This window comes from Variovorax sp. Varisp36, from assembly GCF_047304235.1.
GTDB lineage: Bacteria > Pseudomonadota > Gammaproteobacteria > Burkholderiales > Burkholderiaceae_C > Variovorax.
Genome location: NZ_JBGLYU010000013.1, coordinates 20,663 through 37,548 on the forward strand (window position 1 = coordinate 20,663; position 16,886 = coordinate 37,548).

The window sequence follows — 16,886 nt, forward strand, 5'->3', positions numbered from 1 at the left end:
GGCAAGCCGGCGTTCCTAGGGTGGTCCAAGAAGGTTCATTCACTTCATCAGGAGACCGACATGCAACCCAACGACATCCGCCCCCTTGCCGTGGTGACCGGCGCCTCGTCCGGCATCGGCTTCCAGCTCGCGCTGCTGGCCGCGCGCCGCGGCCACGACCTGTTGATCGGTGCCGACGAGCCGCTGGAACAGGCCGAGACCGAACTGCGCGTGCTCGGCGCCAATGTGGCCGCGGTGCGCGCCGACTTCGCCACCCGCGACGGCGTGGACACGTTGCTCGCCGCCACCGAAGGCCGGCCGATCGCGGCACTGTTCGCCAACGCCGGGCACGGGCTGGGCCACGGCTTCCTCGATCAGGACTTCCACGACGTGCAGCATGTCATCAACACCAACATCACCGGCACCATCTACCTCGTGCAGTGCGTGGGCCGCGGCATGCGCGAGGCCGGGCAGGGGCGCATCCTGATCACCGGGTCGATCGCGGGGTTCCAGCCGGGCAGCTTCCAGGCCGTCTACAACGGCAGCAAGGCCTTCATCGACTCGTTCGCCATGGCCCTGCGCAACGAGCTCAAGGGCACCGGCGTCTCGGTCACCTGCCTGATGCCGGGCGTGACCGACACCCACTTCTTCGCGCGCGCCGACATGCTCGACACGCGCGTGGCCCAGCAGAGCGACAAGGCCGACCCGGCGGAGGTGGCGCGGGCCGGCTTCGAGGCGATGATGCGCGGCGAAAGCGGCGTGATCGCGGGATGGCGCAACAAGATGCAGGTGGCGCTGTCGCGCGTGATGCCGGCGCCCAGGCTGGCCGAGCAGCACCGGCGCATCGCCGAGCCCGGCAGCGCGGAGCAGCAGGCCAGGCCCTTCGTCTGATCTTTTCTTCCGGAGCGCGGCGCTCCGGCGGGCGCTGCTGCGGGGCCGCCATCGGCAACCCCGAAGCAGGTGAATATTTTTTTCGTATCCACCGACGCGCGAAGCGAAATCTTCTCGTTGCTCTGGGCCGAGCTTTCACGCCGGCCCCTTATCCTCTGCGGCGAACATACAGGAGGATGTTTTTTCCATGCGCCGCTTTGAACTGATCGAGGGAACCGCCAGCAAATTCTGGGAAGTCGAGCAGGTAGACGCCGAACTCAACATCCGTTGGGGCCGCATCGGCACCGCGGGCCAGAGCCAGACCAAGTCGTTCGCCGACGCCACCAAGGCCGCCACCGCGCTGACCAAGCTGGTGGCCGAGAAGACGGGCAAGGGCTACGCCGAAGTGGGCGTGGCCGCCGGCACGGCCATCGGCAAGACCGAGGCGAAGCCGAAGGCCGAGACGGCAACGGAAAAGACTGCGGCCCCGCCCGCCGCGAAGGCCGCCGCGAGCGCAGAGGCTGCCGCCCCCACCGAAGGCATCGACAGCCAGGCCGACCGCGTGTTCGAAACCGTGCGCGCTCAGATCGAGACCGGCACGCTGACCTCCAGCGACACGCTCTCCACCGCAACGCTCAAGCGCCAGCATGGCGTGAGCGAGCAAGGTGCGGCGCTCGCCTTCAAGCGGCTTCAGTCCACGGGCCTGCTGTACGGCTGGGGCACCAGCTGCACGCCGGCCAAGAACGCCCAGGCCATCGCCAAGGAGCTGGGCGCCAATGCACCGGCCGCGTCGTCCGCGGCCCTGGCAGCGCCCGCCGCCGAACTGCCGCCCGCGGACGGCGACGCGCCGCCCTGGCTCGCCGCCGGCAAGCCCATCCGGCTGTCGCCCGACATGCAGCGCGCAGCCTTCCCTTCGCGGCGCTTTCCGCCAAAGCCCTTCGACGAAACGCCGAGCCCCGCCGCAGCCTGGCTGCCTGTGCGGCGCAAGCTCGACCTCGACGTCGACACGAGCGCCACCGACGCGGCCTTGCGCGCGGTTGCCCAGCGCGTGATCGACCGCGGCACGCAGCCCACCCCCGCGGCCGACGCCGAGGCCGACACCCTGCTGCTGGCGTTCGCGCTGGGCACCGGCGGCAACTACAACGCGAACGAGATGGGCGAAGTGGTGGTGCACTACCTCGTCAAGCAGTACGGACTGCCGGACACCATCGACATCCTGCTGGCCGCCCAGCAGATCGAAGTGCAGTCCACCTACGACCGGGCGACGAAGAAGCGCCGGTACAGCTTCTGCGCCGCCGTCGCCCGCCAGATGGGCAGCTCCTACTACGGTCCGCTGGGAACGGGCGAACAGGCGCTGCGCGCGCATCTGTCACTGGCCGCCCCCGAGGTCTGGCAGGACTGCCGCGACCGCATCGAGGCCGGCCTTCCCAAGGTTCACCCGGCCCGCCAGCCCGCGCTGGCAATGCTGCTGCCCGACGCCCCCGAAATCTCCAACGCGCTCGTGCACACGCTGGCGGCCGACAAGAACACGCCCGAGACCACGCACTGGCTGCTGCTGACGGCCACCGACCCCGACGCCATCGCGCTGGCCGCGAAGGTCCGCCTGAGCTATTCGAGCGGCTTCTGGGGCAGCGGCTCCATGACGAGCACGCTGGTGCAGGAGCGCGGCGTGGATGCCGTGCCGGTGCTGGAGCGCGGCGCCGCGGACGACCACGCGGGCGACGCGCTGGCCTGCATCGGCACGCCCGAAGCCGTGCTGGCGCTGGCCCGCGTGGCAGGCAGTTCGAAGGGCGCGCTGGCGCGGCTGGCGCTGGCCGTCGACCGCTGGCCGATGGCGGCCATTCCCGCGCTGTCGCGGCTCGTCGCGGCCGGTGGCAAGGACGCCAACCTCGTCACGCCCGGCCTCACGCGGCTGCTGCGCGCGCATGGCGCATCCCTGCCGGCCTTGCGGCCCTGGCTCGATGCGGGTGCACAGGCGGTGATCGACCGGCAGCTGGCGCTCCTGGCCGGCCCCGCCGAGGTGGCCGATGCGAGCGAACTGCCCGGCGTGCTGACCGCGCCGCCCTGGCTCGCCAAGGTGCAGAAGAAGGCGGCCGGCACACTGGTGCTGGAGCCGCTGGCATTGGCACCGGTGGAGCGATGGGGCGAAGGCAAGCGCGAGAGCGCGCAGCGCGTGAATTCATGGCAAACGGGTCGCCACGACGCCGCGCGCAAGAGCGTCGACGTGCTGCTCGACGAACTGGGCTTCGACAAGGGCAGGCACAGCCTTGTGCCATTCGCCAAGGCCGCCGCCGCGGCCGTTGCGGCCGGCGACGCCGGCGCGCTGGTCGCCAGCTGGCGCGAGATGGTGGCCGAGCGCAAGAAGGACCGCTACTACTGGTTCAACTTCCACGCGAGCTTCGTTACGCTGCTGCCGGCGGCGATCGGCGTGCCGTTCTGGAACGCCGTCGCGGGGGAGGCCGAAAGCGACGGCATCGGCCTGATCCTGGCCACCCACGGCCTCGCGGTGCTGCCCGGCCTGGTGGCCATGGTGCGATCCAAGCCCACCGACAACCTCTCGTACGCCCTGAACTACGGCGCCGTCGAGTTGGCCGCGCCGGCCGCGCGCGCCTTCGCCAAGCTCAAGACGCTGCGCGCCGAAGGCCGCGAATGGCTGCTGAAGTATCCCGAGCACAGCGCAGCCGGCCTGATCGCGCCGGCGCTCGGCAAGGCCGGCGAGGCGCGCGACTGCGCGGGTTCCGCTCTGCGCCTGCTGCAGGCCAACGGCCACGAGGCACTGCTGCTCGACGTGGCCGGCCGCTACGGCAAGCCCGAAGTGGTGGAAGCGCTGCGCGCCGTGCTCGACGAAAGCCCGCTCGACCGCTTTCCCACCCGGCGCGCGAAGCTGCCCGAGTTCTGGCAGCCGCGCGGTTGGCGCCGGCCCGTGCTGCGAAACGGCAAGGCGCTGCCCGACGACGCGCTCGACCATCTGGGCCAGATGCTGACCTTTCCGACCAACGAGGAAATCTACGGCGGCATCGCCGTGGCCAAGGAGGCCTGCGATCCCGGCTCGCTGGCCGAGTTCGCCTGGGACGCCTTCACCGCCTGGCTCGAAGCCGGCGGCCCCAGCAAGGAAGGCTGGGCGCTCACCACGCTCGGCCTGCTGGGCAACGACGACACCGCGCGCAAGCTCACGCCCTTCATCCGCGCCTGGCCCGGCGAGGCCGCGCATGCGCGCGCCGTGACCGGGCTCGACGTGCTGGCCGCCATCGGCAGCGACGTCGCGCTGATGCTGCTCAACGGCATCGCGCAGAAGGTCAAGTTCAAGGGCCTGCAGGACAAGGCGCGCGAGAAGATCGACGCCATCGCCGAGGCGCGCGGCCTCAGCACCGAGGAACTCGAGGACCGGCTCGCGCCCGACCTCGGCCTCGACGAACAGGGCACCATGCTGCTGGACTTCGGTCCGCGCGCCTTCAAGGTCGGCTTCGACGAGTCGCTCAAGCCTTATGTGCGCGAGACCGGCGCCGACGGCACCGACGGCGCGCGCCTGCCCGACCTGCCCAAGCCCAAGAAGACGGACGACGCCGAACTGGGCAAGGAAGCGGTCGAGCGCTTCAAGCTGCTGAAGAAGGACGTGCGCACCATCGCCAGCCAGCAGCTGCTGCGCCTCGAGGTGGCGATGTGCGCACGCCGCCGCTGGACGCCCGAGGTGTTCCGCACCTTCCTGGTCGAGCACCCGCTGGTGCGCCACATCGTGCAGCGGCTGATCTGGGGGGTGTACGCGGTGGAAGGCGGTGCCAGCTATGGCGGCACGCTGCAGGCCTGCTTCCGCGTGGCGGAAGACGGCAGCTTCACCACCGCGGAAGACGATCCGTTCGAGCTGCCCGTGGGCGAGAACATCCGCATCGGCGTGCCGCACGCGCTGGAACTGCCCGCCGCCGATGCCGCCGCCTTCGGCCAGGTGTTCGCCGACTACGAGCTGCTGCAGCCCTTCGCGCAGATCGGCCGCGACGTCTACACGCTGTCCGACGAGGAGAAGAAGAGCCTGAAGCTGGAGCGCTGGAAAGACGTCAAGGTGCCCACCGGCCGCGTGCTGGGGCTGGCCAACAAGGGCTGGCGGCGCGGCCAGGCGCAGGACTCGGGCTGCATCTGGTACTTCAGCAAGCCGCTGGGCACGAGCCGCGTGATCGAGCTGAGCCTCGACCCCGGCATCATCGTCGGCATGGTGGACGAATACCCCGAGCAGAAGCTGGGCCAGGTGCAGGTGGGCAAGCCCTCGGGCTGGGGCGACATGCAGGATGCGGAGGCGCTGCACCTGCTCGACCCGATTTCCGCCAGCGAACTCATCCGCGACATGGAAGGCCTGCGGGCGGCATAAGGTACACCCCCAGGCTTCGCGCACTTCGTGTCGCTTCGCCAACCCCTTGCAGGGGGCAACACCTGCGGCCCGGCAAAGCCGGTTCCGCGGTGTTCCCCGAACTTGACCTGACCGAATCAAAGATGGCCATCAACAACACGACCAAGGACACCGGCACTGCGCCGCAGCAACTGCAGCGCCCGCCGGCCGAGATCCTCTACGCGGAACAGCTCGCACGGCTGCGCGCGCAGGACACCGACCCGCGCCCGCCCGGCTGGGTGCTGGGCCTGAAGGCCGCGCGCTCGTTCATCCTTGGCGATGCGGCGCTCGGCATCGCACCCAAGATCGTCGCGCCCGTGGCCAGCATCGAACGCATGCTCGTCACCCTGGCCACCGGCCGCGGGCTGATGCTGGTGGGCGAGCCGGGCACGGCGAAGTCGATGCTGTCGGAGCTGCTGGCCACGGCCATCTCGGGCGTCTCGACGCTCACCATCCAGGGCGGCGCCTCGATCACCGAGGACCAGATCAAGTACGGCTGGAACTACGCGCTGCTCATCAACGAAGGCCCGAGCCCGCGCGCGATGGTGCCGGCGCCGCTGTACCTCGGCATGCAGCAGGGCCAGGTGGTGCGCTTCGAGGAAATCACCCGCGCGCCGCTGGAGGTGCAGGACTGCCTGCTGGGCATGCTGTCGGACCGCGTGATGGCGGTGCCCGAGCTGTCGGGCGAGCACGGCATGCTCTATGCGCGCGAGGGCTTCAACATCATCGCCACCGCCAACACGCGCGACCGCGGCGTCAACGAGATGAGCGCGGCGCTGAAGCGGCGCTTCGACTTCGAGACGGTGTTCCCCATCCTCGACTTCGACCGCGAGCTGGCGCTGGTGCAGGAATCGTCCACGCGGCTGCTCGCGCAGAGCGGCATTCCGAAGACCGTGCCCGCTCCCGTGCTGGAGCTGCTGGTGTCCACCTTCCGCGACCTGCGCGGCGCACCCGCGAAGGGCGACAACGGCAACGCGGGCGACGCGGCGATGGACCGGCTCACCGCCGTGATGTCCACCGCCGAGGCGGTGAACGTGGCGCATGCGGTCGGCGTGCGCGCATGGTTCCTCGAACAGCGCGAGGGCTCGCCGGCCGACCTGGTCGACTGCATCGCCGGCACGGTGGTGAAGGACAACGCCGACGACCGCGCCAAGCTGCGGCGCTACTTCGAGCAGAAGGCGGCGAAGCGAAGCGGCTCGCACTGGCGCGCGTACTACGACGCCCGCCACCGCCTGCCTTGACATGAGCAAACCCCCAGGCTTCGCGCACTCCGTGTCGCTTCGCCAACCCCCTTGCAGGGGGCAACACCAGCGGCCCGGCAAAGCCGGTTCCGCGGTGTTCCGCGAAGGGCCCTCGCTTCGCTTGGCGCGCCATCGGTGACGAGGATGAGCGAATCGCTTCACATCGTCGGCGTGCGCCACCACAGCCCGGCCTGCGCGCGGCTGGTGGCCGAGCGCATCCGCACGCTGCGCCCCGCGTACGTGCTGATCGAGGGCCCGGCCGACTTCAACGAACGCCTCGACGAGCTGTACCTGCCGCACCGGCTGCCGGTGGCGATCTACAGCTATCTCTCGGGCGATGACACGCACCGCGGTTCGTGGTCGCCCTTTGCCGAGCATTCGCCCGAGTGGCAGGCGCTGCAGGTCGCGCGCGAAGTCGGCGCCGCGGTGCGCTTCATCGACCTGCCGGCCTGGCACGACGCCTTCTCGCGCATGGAGAACCGCTATGCCGACGTGGCCGACCACGAGCACGAGGAACGCGCCGAAGCCTACGAGCGCGCGCTGACGGAGAAGCTCTCGGTGCAGGGCCGTGATGCGCTGTGGGACCACCTGTTCGAGGACGGCTGCGATGCGGCCGAGCTGGCGCAGCGCCTCTCGACCTACTTCGACCACCTGCGCGGCGAAGACCGCGGCTCGCAGGGCAACCAGGCGCGCGAAGCCATGATGGCGCGCTGGATCGCCTGGGCGATGGCGCAGCCGGGCGAACCCGGCCGCGCGCAGGCGCTGGTGGTGTGCGGCGGCTATCACGCGCCCGCGCTGGCGCGGCTGTGGCAAGGCATGCCTGCGGAGCTGCCCGCCACGCCGCAGCCTTCGCTCGAATCCACCGACGAAGAAGACACGCACGACGCCGACACCGCGCTGCGATTCGGCTCCTACCTCGTGCCCTACACCTTCAAGCGCCTCGACGCCTTCGCAGGCTATGCCTCGGGCATGCCCTCCCCCGCCTACTACCAGTGGGTCTGGGACCACGGCCCCGAAGGCGCCGCGCACCGCGCGCTGCAGCACGTGATGCAGCGCCTGCGCGAGAAGAAACTCCCCGCCTCCACCGCCGACCTGATGGCCGTGCACCTGCGCGCGCAGGGCCTCGCGCGCTTGCGCGGCCACGAGAAGCCGCTGCGCTCCGACTGGCTCGACGCACTGGCCGGTGCGCTCGTGAAGGACGCGCTCGACGCGCCGCTGCCCTGGACCTACCGCGGCGCGATCCGCCCCGGCACCGATCCCGTGCTGGTGCAGGCGATGGACGTGCTGGCCGGCGACACCGTCGGACAGTTGGCGCCCGGCACACCGCAGCCGCCGCTGGTGGCCGCGGTGCGGGCCGAACTCGCGGCGCACGGCGTCGTGCTGCGCGGCCAGATCAAGCTCGACCTGCTGCTCGAAGCCGACCGCGCGAAAAGCCGCGTGCTGCACCGCCTGGCTATCCTGCGGCTGCCCGGCGTGCGCCGCACCCAAGGGCCGAAGCTCGCGATGTCGGGCGAGCGCACCGAGCTGTGGTCGCTGAGCGAACCGCTGGAGCAGCAGGCCGCGATGATCGAGGCCGGCGCCTGGGGCGCGAGTCTGCACGATGCAGCGCGCGCCCGGCTCGAAGACGATCTGCGCCAGGCCCACGGCCGCATCGGCCCGCTCGCCGACGGCCTCAACCAGGCCGCATGGGCGGGGCTGTCGGCGCTCAGCGATGCGCTGCTGCGCGAACTGCAGGGCGCCGTTGCCAACGAGCCGCGCTTCGAGGCACTCGGCCCTGCGCTGTCGGTGCTGCACACGCTGCTGCGGCACGGCCAGATGCTGGGCATGGCCGATGCGCCCGTGCTGCGCGTGGTGATCGAGTCGGGCTTCGACCGCGCGCTGTGGCTGCTGGAGCCGCCCGCGGACATCGCACCGGCCGACATGCAGGCCCACCTCGAAGGCCATCTTGCGCTGCGGCGGATCGTGGCCGACGTGCTGGCCCACGCGCAGGACCATGCGCACAACGCGCACGCGCCGTCGCTGCTCGACGTGGAGCCGGCCCGCGCGCTCGCCGTGTGGCAGCGCAAGGCCGCCGACGCCAGCGCCGCTGCGGTGAGCCGCGGCGCGGCGCTCGGTGCCACACTGAGCCTGGCCGGACGCACCGCCAACGCGCAAACGCACGACGACCATGGCGTGGCCGAGGCGATGCAACTGCTGCACTCTCTCCCCGCCCCCGTGCTCGGCGATGCGCTCACCGGGCTGCTGGCGCTGGCGCGCGAAGTGCTCGCGTCCGAACCCGCTTTCGTCGCCGGCATGGACCGTACCGTGCAGGCCCTGGACAACGCCGACTTCGTGCGCGCCATGCCCAGCCTGCGCGCCGCCTTCGCCTGGCTGCCGCCGCAGGAACGCGGGCTGCTGGCCGACCAGGTGCTGGCGCTGCACGACGCCACGCACCTCTCGCGCCGCACGCTCACCGCCCACCGTGCGGGAGAGGCTGCACCCGAACAGCTGGCCGAGGCCCGCCGCGTGGAAGACGCGGTGCTTGCGCGCCTCGCGGCCTGGGGCGTGGCGCTCGAAGACACAGAGGAAGCCCCCCGCCTATGAGCCTCGACATTCCCGATCCGCTGCAGCGCTGGCGCCTGCTGCTGGGCGACCCGGCCGAATCGGCCTGCGGCGGCCTGAGCGCCGCGGCGCAGGCCGCCGATGCCGCGCTCGACTGGCTCTACGGCCGCGACTCCGACCGCGCGAGCCGTGGCGAACGCAGCGCGGGCCTGGGCCCCTCGGCACTCAGCACGCCGGACTGGATCAACACCATCCACACGCTCTTTCCGAAGGAAGTGATCGAGCGGCTGGAGCGGGACGCGGTCGAGCGCTACGGCATCGACGAGGTGGTGACCAACCTCGAGGTGCTCGAGCGCATCGAGCCCTCCGAATCTCTGCTGCGCGCAGTGCTGCACACCAAGCACCTGATGAACCCCGAGGTGCTCGCGGCCGCGCGCAAGCTGGTGGCCGAGGTGGTGCGCCGCATCATGGAAAAGCTCGCCACCGAAGTGCGCCAGGCCTTCAGCGGCAGCCGCGACCGGCGCCGCCGCTCGCGCATGAAGGTCGCGCGCAACTTCGACTTCAGGCAGACGCTGGCCGCCAACCTGCACCGCTACGACCCGCAGCGCCGCAAGCTCTACGTGGAGCGGCCGGTGTTCATCAGCCGCACGAAGCGGCACGCCGAGCCGTGGGACATCATCCTGCTGATCGACCAGAGCGGCTCGATGGTCGACTCGGTGATCCACAGCGCAGTGATGGCCGCCTGCCTGTGGCAGTTGCCCGGCATGCGCACGCGGCTCGTGGCCTTCGACACGGCAGTGGTCGACCTGACCGCCGACGTGTCCGACCCGGTCGAGCTGCTGATGAAGGTGCAGCTCGGCGGCGGCACCGACATCGCGAAGGCGGTGGCGTATGCGCAGACGCTCGTCGCCAATCCCTCGAAGAGCATCGTGGTGCTGGTGAGCGACTTCTACGAAGGCGGCAGCGAGCACGAGCTGGTGCGCCGCGTGAAGGCGCTGGTCGAGTCCGGCGCGAAGGTGCTGGGCCTGGCGGCGCTCGACTCCAAGGCCGAACCCAACTACGACCGCGAGATGGCCGCGCGGCTGGTACGCGAAGGCGCGCAGATCGGCGCGATGACGCCGGGCCAGCTGGCCGGCTGGCTGGCCGAGAAGGTGCAGGGATGAGCGGCACCACGGCATGGCGGGCCGACCTGCTGGAGCTGACGCCCGAGGCGCTGACGGCGCTGGCCAACGCGGGCTTCGTGAAGCGCGCGCAGAAGGACGTGGCGGCCGGCCTGCTGCCGAAGCTGGAGACCGGCGCCGACGGCGTGGTGCAGGCGCAGTTCGACGACGGCGTGCGCACCAGCCTGCCGCCGGGACGCACGCTGCGCGACGCGCAGTGCAGCTGCCCCGCCAGCGGCATGTGCCGGCATCGGGTGATGCTGGTGCTGGCCTACCAGGCGCAGGCAGCGTCGGCGCAGGCGGATGCGCCCGAAGACGCGCAGGAAGCCACCGAGCCGGACGGCGCATGGAGCCCCGCGCAGTTCGACGATGCCGCGCTGGCCGCCAGCCTCGCACCCTCCGTGCTCGAACAGGCGAACAAGCTCGCCGCCGCGCGTCCGGTGGTCGGCGTGCAGGCCTGGCGCAGCGCCAGTGCGCCGCCGGTGGCGCGGCTGCCGATGTGCAGCGTGCGCTTCTTCTCGCGCAGCTCGCTGGTTCATGCGCGCTGCGATTGCAAGCAGGGCAGCGGCTGTGCGCACGTGGTGATCGCGGTGTGGGCATTCCGGCAGGCCGGGCCGCTGGCGCCCGGTTCGGCGGAGGTGCTGCTCGAGGTGTCGCCGCCCGCTTCGGCAGGCGCGACCGCCTCGGACCCGGTGCCGCAACCGGCGGCGATGCAGGGCGAAGCCGCCGTTGCGCTGCGTGCGCAGATCGACACCCTGCTGCTGTCGCTCTGGCTCGACGGTTCGAGCCAGCCGCTGATGGCGCTCGCGGCCCGCTTCGAGGCCGTGCGCGACCAGGCGCGCGCGCTGGCCTGGAGCTGGGTGGACGATGCGCTCGACGAACTCTGGCAACTGCTGCAGGCCCAGCACGCGCGCAGCAGCCGCTTCGAGCCGCTGCGGCTGGTGCGCGTACTGACCGAGCTGTGGGCGCGATTGCAGGCGGCGGCGCATGCCGCGCGGCCACAGACGCGGCCCGCGCTGCCGGCCAGCCGGATCCTCGGCATCGGCGTCAAGGGCGAGGTCGCGCTCGATCACCTGCGGCTGGTGTCGCTCGGGGCCGAGCTCTGGTCCGACGACGCCGCCGAGGGCGCGAGCGTTTTGTTCGCGGACCCCGACACGCAGAACGTGACCGTGCTGGAGCGTCAGTGGTCGCGCGCGGCCGATGCCGCCGCGGGCGGCACCGCGCAGGCCCTGATGAACCGGCGCGTCGCGGGCTTTCCGCTGCGGCAACTGGCGAGCGGGCAGGTCATCACCAAGACCGCGACACGGCGCGCCAACGGGCTCGTCGACATCACGGCCGGCGCGCGGCAGACGGGCGTGCTGCCGCTGTCGCCCAAGTCGTGGGACGACCTCGTCGCACCACTGCGGCAGGACAGCGTGGCCGCGCTGGTGGCACATCTGCGCGAGGCAGCTCCCGACTTCGTGCGGCCGCGGCAGGCCGCGGGCGGCGCGTCGGCGGGTGCATCGGGGCAGCTGCATGTGGTGGCGTTCGAGCGCATGGAGGCGGTGTCGTGCCACTGGGATGCGGCGGCGCAGGTGCTGCATGCGCGGCTGAAGCAGGCAGCACCGGAAGGGTCGGACGAAGCCCCGGCCGAAGACGACAACAACGAACGCGACTGGCTGCACCTGGCCTTGCCGCATCGCGCGGTCGCGCCCGGCGCCGTCGATGCGCTGGCCCGCGCGCTTGCCGGCGAATACGGCCCGCTGCGCGCCGTGGCCGGCACCGTGCATCTGCAGGGCGATCGGGCGGTGATGCAGCCGCTGAGCCTGCTGACGGCGCAACGTGCCGTGGTGCTCCAGGTCGAGGCAGTGGCGCCACAGCCGCTGGGCCTTCGCAGCGATGCCGAGGACGTGCCCGCCTTGAACGCGCTGGCTGGCGACACGCTGGAACTGCTGGCGCTGTGGCTGCGCCAGGGCCTGCGCCATCAGGGCGGCGGCGCGCTGTCGCGAGCGCAGGCGCAGGTGCTGCGGCTGAAGCAGGCCGGTCTGGGGCGAAGTGCGGGCTTGCTGGAGGCCGTGCTCGAGAACCTGCGGTCGGCGCAACGGCCGACGCTGGTGGCGCAACTGGCGATGCTGGGTCTGCTGATGCAGGGCGTGGCGCAATCGGCTTCGGCATGAAAAAACCCCTGGGCCGGTGAAGACCCAGGGGTTCTTTGCGTGGTGCCGCTTGTCGGAATCGAACTGACGACCTTCCGCTTACAAGGCGGGTGCTCTACCAATTGAGCTAAAGCGGCGAAATTCCAATGCGTGATTCTAGTGGCGCCAGCCGGGGTGGCCGGCCGCTGCTACTTGATGCGCTTGAGCGACGGCCGGGCGCCGCCACCGGCCGGCGGGCGCGGCGGCTCGTCGTCGGGATCGGCGGGCAAGCCGGTGTCGATGGCTTCGTCGGCGTCCTCGCCCGTCACCAGATGGACGATCTTGCCGGCATCGCCTTCGGTGCCGCGCGAGGCGTCACGCAAGGGCATGCGGGTCTGGCCCTGGGGCGACGGCGATGCGGCGGACGACGGCACATCGCCTTGCTCGGTGCCGAGCGATGGCGCCGGCGCCGGAAACGCCATGCCCTGCCCGTTCTCGCGCGCGTAGATCGCGATCACGCGCCCCACCGGCACGCTGATTTCGCGCGCACTGCCCGCAAAACGGGCCTTGAACTCGATGAAATCGTTGCCGAGCTTGAGCGAGCTGGTCGCGTCGAAGCTGATGTTGAGCACGATCTCGCCGTTCTTCACGTACTCGCGCGGCACCTGGACGGTCTCGTCGACCTGCACCGCGACATAGGGCGTGAACCCGTTGTCGGTGCACCATTCGTACAGCGCCCGGATGAGGTACGGGCGGGTGGAGGACGACTCGAGCGCGTTGATCATGAAATTGGTACCGTGCAATCGCGAAATCGCGGCCTCGAATTGGCCACTGTCTCTTCGCGGAACACCGCGGAACCGGCTCTGCCGGGCCGCTGGTGTTGCCCCCGGAAGGGGGTTGGCGAAGCGACACGAAGTGCGCGAAGCCTGGGGGCGATCTTAATTACTTTCGCATGACCTTTTCAGACGGAGTCAGCGCCTCGATATAGGCCGGGCGCGAGAAGATGCGCTCTGCGTACTTCAGCAGCGGTGCCGCGTTCTTGCTGAGGTCGATGCCGTAGTAGTCCAGGCGCCACAGCAGCGGCGCGATGGCCACGTCGAGCATCGAGAAGTTGTCGCCCAGCATGTACTTGTTCTTGAGGAACACGGGGGCCAGCTGCGTGAGGCGGTCGCGGATGTGCGAGCGGGCCTTTTCCAGCGCCTTCTCGTTGCCCTTGGTGGTGCGGTTCTCGAGCGTCGAGACGTGCACGAAGAGTTCCTTCTCGAAGTTGAGCAGGAACAGGCGCACGCGGGCGCGGTCGACCGGGTCGCCGGGCATCAGCTGGGGATGCGGGAAGCGCTCGTCGATGTACTCGTTGATGATGTTCGACTCGTACAGGATCAGGTCGCGCTCGACCAGGATCGGCACCTGGCCGTACGGGTTCATCACGCTGATGTCTTCGGGCTTGTTGTAGAGATCGACGTCGCGGATCTCGAAGTCCATGCCCTTTTCGAACAACACGAAGCGGCAGCGGTGGGAAAAGGGGCAGGTCGTTCCTGAATACAAGACCATCATGGCGAGAGACTCCTAAAAATCAAAAAGAGTGGGTCGCGTTGGCAACCCACTCTGTGGGACCGGATGCACGAGGCGCCCGGTCGGCGTGGACGGAACTACTTGACGTCTTTCCAGTACGAGGCGTTCAGTCGCCACACGAAAACCACCGACATGGCCAGGAACAGCAGCACCCACACGCCGATGCGGATGCGGGTGTTCTGTGCCGGTTCGGCCATCCATTGCAGGTAACTCACCAGGTCGCCGACCGCATGGTCGTACTGCACGGGCGTCAGGGTGCCGGGAGTGACTTGCTCCCAGCCCTTGAACACTTCGGCCTCATGGCCGTGCTGTTCGATCTTGGTGTAGACCGGTCGGCGCTCGCCCTGCAGTTCCCACAGGGGGTTCGGCATGGCGACGCTCGGGAACACGAGGTTGTTCCAGCCGGTGGCCTTGGTGTCGTCGCGGTAGTAGGTGCGAAGGTACGTATAGAGGTAGTCGGCGCCGGTGCCGCCGTGGCCGGCGCGCGAGCGGGCGACCAGGGTCAGGTCAGGGGGCGTGGTGCCGAACCATTCCTTGGCCTGGCGGGCATCGATGTTCGCCTTCATGGTCTCGCCGACCTTGTCGGTCGAGAACAGGAGATTGTCCTTGATCTGCTGCTCGGTGATGCCGAGGTCCTGCAGGCGGTTGTAGCGCATGAAGGCAGCCGAGTGGCAGTTCAGGCAGTAGTTGACGAACAGCTTGGCGCCGTTCTGCAAGGCTGCCACGTCGGTCGTCTTGTTGGGTGCCTTGTCCCACGCAATGCCCTCGGACTCGGCCGATGCCGCCGCGGAGAAGGTCAGGCCCAGTGCAAGACCCAGGACCGCGAGCCAGCCGGAAATGCTTTTCTTCTTCATCGTGTTTCTCTCAGCTCTCTTGGCGCTTGTGGTTCTCAATGGGCGGCGAAGACCACGCGCTGGGGCACGGTCTTGAACTCGCCCTTGCTGCTCCACCACGGCATCAGCAGGAAGAAGCCGAAGTACACGAGCGTGCCGATCTGCGAGATGGTCTGCGCGATGTCCAGCTTGAACGAGCCGATGGCCAGCTCACCCCAGACGCCGGGCGGCTGGATGCCCAGGTAGCCCAGGATCAGGAAGAAGAAGACGAACAGGCCATACACATACTTGTGCCAGCCCGGACGGTAGCGGATCGACTTGACTTCGCTGTGGTCGAGCCAGGGCAGGAAGAACAGGATGATGACCGAGCCGCCCATGATCACCACGCCCCAGAACTTGGCGTCGAAGTTCTTGAGCAGGAAGATCACGACAGCCGCAACGACGACGCCGGCGATCTTCAGGCCCATGCCCGACTTGCCCTTGACGAAGTTCCAGATGGCGGCTGCAGCGATGATCAGCGCGAACACGTTGACCATGTCGTCGGTGGTCGCGCGCAGCATCGAATAGAACGGCGTGAAGTACCAGACCGGGGCAATGTGGTTCGGCGTCTTCAGCGAATCGGCCGGAATGAAGTTGTTGTACTCGAGGAAGTACCCGCCGGCTTCAGGGGCGAAGAAGATCACCGCCGAGAAGATCGTGAGGAACACCACCACGCCGAAGATGTCGTGCACCGTGTAGTACGGATGCGACGGGATGCCGTCCAGCGGATGTCCATCGGGGCCGCGGTTGGCCTTGATCTCGATGCCGTCGGGGTTGTTCGACCCCACTTCGTGCAGTGCGATCAGGTGGGCCACCACCAGGCCGAGCAGCACCAGCGGCACGGCGATCACGTGGAAGCTGAAGAAGCGGTTCAGCGTGGCGTCGCTCACCACGTAGTCGCCGCGGATCAGCAGGGCCAGGTCTGGGCCGACGAAGGGGATGGCGGCGAACAGGTTCACGATCACCTGGGCGCCCCAGTAGGACATCTGGCCCCAGGGCAGCAGGTAGCCCATGAAGGCCTCGGCCATCAGGCACAGGAAGATCGCGCAGCCGAACACCCAGATCAGCTCGCGCGGCTTGCGGTAGCTGCCGTACATGAGGCCGCGGAACATGTGCAGGTACACCACGATGAAGAACGCCGAGGCGCCCGTCGAGTGGATGTAGCGGATGAGCCAGCCCCACGGCACGTCGCGCATGATGTACTCGACCGATGCGAACGCCTGGTTCGCGTCGGGCTTGTAGTGCATGACGAGAAAGATGCCGGTGACGATCTGGATCACCAGGACCAGCATCGCCAGCGAGCCGAAGATGTACCAGAAGTTGAAGTTCTTCGGCGCGTAGTACTTGCCCCACTGGTCGTTCCAGAGCTTGGTGAGGGGGAAGCGGTTGTCGACCCAGTTCAGCAGCTTCTCGCCGGCGGGTGCGTTGGGGGAAATCTCGTGGAATTCAGCCATGTTCTTGTTCCGCCTCAGGCCTTCTTGGAGTCTTCACCGATCAGGAGCTTGGTGTCCGACAGGTACATGTGCGGCGGCACCGGCAGGTTGTCGGGCGCAGGCTTGTTCTTGAAGACCCGGCCGGCCAGGTCGAACGTGGAACCGTGGCAGGGGCAGAGGAAGCCGCCTTCCCAGTCGGCGGGCAGCGAGGGCTGCGGGCCGGCCTGGAAGCGGTCGCTCGGCGAGCAGCCCAGGTGGGTGCAGATGCCGACCACGACCAGCACTTCGGGCTTGATCGAGCGGTGCTCGTTCTGCGCGTACTTGGGGGTGAATTCGTCGGGGTGGCGCTTGGAGAGGGGATCGGCCAGCTGGCCATCCAGCTTGGGGAGTTCCGCGACCTGCGCGGGGGTGCGCTTGAGGATCCAGACCGGCTTGCCCCGCCATTCGACGGTCATTTTCTCGCCGACCTTGAGTGTCGAGATATCGACCTCGACCGCAGCACCCGCAGCCTTGGCCTTCTCGGAAGGCTGGAAAGTGCTCACAAAGGGAATGGCGGTGGCCACGCCGCCCGCTACGCCGGCACAGCTGGATGCGATCAACCACGTCCGCTTGCTTGTGTCGATCCGGGGCGAGCCGGAGGTCATGTCACTCATGGGGATCCTCTTGTCTTCTTCGCTGGAGCAGGGCCAACCTTAACCGTAGCAAGGTCAACCAAGGATTGTAGCGGGG

At 69.2% G+C, this 16,886-nt stretch carries 11 protein-coding genes and 1 tRNA gene; 6 read left to right on the forward strand and 6 right to left on the reverse strand.

What is annotated here, in order from left to right:
• Window positions 1-60 precede the first annotated feature (60 nt).
• From ACCD11_RS10340 to ACCD11_RS10365, 6 genes are all read left to right on the forward strand, one after another.
• The gene (locus ACCD11_RS10340) at window positions 61-870 is read left to right on the forward strand and encodes an SDR family NAD(P)-dependent oxidoreductase (protein WP_413313785.1); all 810 of its coding nucleotides are present in this window, start codon (window positions 61-63) and stop codon (window positions 868-870) included.
• A 187-nt stretch (window positions 871-1,057) separates the two neighbouring features.
• Window positions 1,058-5,206 (forward strand): WGR and DUF4132 domain-containing protein, encoded by a 4,149-nt coding sequence (locus ACCD11_RS10345; RefSeq protein WP_413313786.1) that lies wholly within the window; start codon window positions 1,058-1,060, stop codon window positions 5,204-5,206.
• Window positions 5,207-5,328: 122 nt separating this feature from the next.
• A complete protein-coding gene (locus ACCD11_RS10350; RefSeq protein WP_413313787.1) occupies window positions 5,329-6,465 on the forward strand; it encodes an ATP-binding protein in 1,137 nt (378 codons plus the stop codon).
• 144 nt (window positions 6,466-6,609) lie between these two features.
• On the forward strand, window positions 6,610-9,048 hold the full coding sequence (locus tag ACCD11_RS10355; protein ID WP_413313788.1) for a DUF5682 family protein: 2,439 nt from the start codon (window positions 6,610-6,612) through the stop codon (window positions 9,046-9,048).
• Window positions 9,045-10,169 (forward strand): VWA domain-containing protein, encoded by a 1,125-nt coding sequence (locus ACCD11_RS10360; protein WP_413313789.1) that lies wholly within the window; start codon window positions 9,045-9,047, stop codon window positions 10,167-10,169. Before ACCD11_RS10355 ends, ACCD11_RS10360 begins: the two co-directional genes overlap by 4 nt.
• Window positions 10,166-12,322, forward strand: a complete 2,157-nt coding sequence (locus tag ACCD11_RS10365) for an SWIM zinc finger family protein (protein ID WP_413313790.1) — start codon at window positions 10,166-10,168, stop codon at window positions 12,320-12,322. Before ACCD11_RS10360 ends, ACCD11_RS10365 begins: the two co-directional genes overlap by 4 nt.
• Before the next feature lie 40 nt (window positions 12,323-12,362).
• Here the strand turns inward: ACCD11_RS10365 and ACCD11_RS10370 are convergent.
• The 6 genes from ACCD11_RS10370 to petA form a co-directional block, all read right to left on the reverse strand.
• Window positions 12,363-12,438: transfer RNA gene (locus tag ACCD11_RS10370), tRNA-Thr, on the reverse strand.
• Window positions 12,439-12,489: 51 nt separating this feature from the next.
• Window positions 12,490-13,065 (reverse strand): ClpXP protease specificity-enhancing factor, encoded by a 576-nt coding sequence (locus ACCD11_RS10375; RefSeq protein WP_413313791.1) that lies wholly within the window; start codon window positions 13,063-13,065, stop codon window positions 12,490-12,492.
• Between the two features lie 157 nt (window positions 13,066-13,222).
• Window positions 13,223-13,834, reverse strand: a complete 612-nt coding sequence (locus tag ACCD11_RS10380) for a glutathione S-transferase N-terminal domain-containing protein (protein WP_007835362.1) — start codon at window positions 13,832-13,834, stop codon at window positions 13,223-13,225.
• A 95-nt stretch (window positions 13,835-13,929) separates the two neighbouring features.
• Complete coding sequence (locus tag ACCD11_RS10385; protein ID WP_007835359.1) at window positions 13,930-14,706, reverse strand: cytochrome c1; 777 nt, start codon at window positions 14,704-14,706, stop codon at window positions 13,930-13,932.
• A gap of 35 nt (window positions 14,707-14,741) precedes the next feature.
• Window positions 14,742-16,178 (reverse strand): cytochrome b, encoded by a 1,437-nt coding sequence (locus ACCD11_RS10390; protein WP_007835358.1) that lies wholly within the window; start codon window positions 16,176-16,178, stop codon window positions 14,742-14,744.
• 14 nt (window positions 16,179-16,192) lie between these two features.
• A complete protein-coding gene (gene petA, locus ACCD11_RS10395) occupies window positions 16,193-16,810 on the reverse strand; it encodes a ubiquinol-cytochrome c reductase iron-sulfur subunit (RefSeq protein ID WP_007835356.1) in 618 nt (205 codons plus the stop codon).
• Window positions 16,811-16,886: the final 76 nt, after the last annotated feature.

Coding starts and splice junctions, on each gene's coding strand:
- ACCD11_RS10340 (WP_413313785.1), top strand. CDS start 61: ATGCAACCCAACGACATCCGCCCCCTTGCCGTGGTGACCGGCGCCTCG.
- ACCD11_RS10345 (WP_413313786.1), top strand. CDS start 1,058: ATGCGCCGCTTTGAACTGATCGAGGGAACCGCCAGCAAATTCTGGGAA.
- ACCD11_RS10350 (WP_413313787.1), top strand. CDS start 5,329: ATGGCCATCAACAACACGACCAAGGACACCGGCACTGCGCCGCAGCAA.
- ACCD11_RS10355 (WP_413313788.1), top strand. CDS start 6,610: ATGAGCGAATCGCTTCACATCGTCGGCGTGCGCCACCACAGCCCGGCC.
- ACCD11_RS10360 (WP_413313789.1), top strand. CDS start 9,045: ATGAGCCTCGACATTCCCGATCCGCTGCAGCGCTGGCGCCTGCTGCTG.
- ACCD11_RS10365 (WP_413313790.1), top strand. CDS start 10,166: ATGAGCGGCACCACGGCATGGCGGGCCGACCTGCTGGAGCTGACGCCC.
- ACCD11_RS10375 (WP_413313791.1), bottom strand. CDS start 13,065: ATGATCAACGCGCTCGAGTCGTCCTCCACCCGCCCGTACCTCATCCGG.
- ACCD11_RS10380 (WP_007835362.1), bottom strand. CDS start 13,834: ATGATGGTCTTGTATTCAGGAACGACCTGCCCCTTTTCCCACCGCTGC.
- ACCD11_RS10385 (WP_007835359.1), bottom strand. CDS start 14,706: ATGAAGAAGAAAAGCATTTCCGGCTGGCTCGCGGTCCTGGGTCTTGCA.
- ACCD11_RS10390 (WP_007835358.1), bottom strand. CDS start 16,178: ATGGCTGAATTCCACGAGATTTCCCCCAACGCACCCGCCGGCGAGAAG.
- petA (WP_007835356.1), bottom strand. CDS start 16,810: ATGAGTGACATGACCTCCGGCTCGCCCCGGATCGACACAAGCAAGCGG.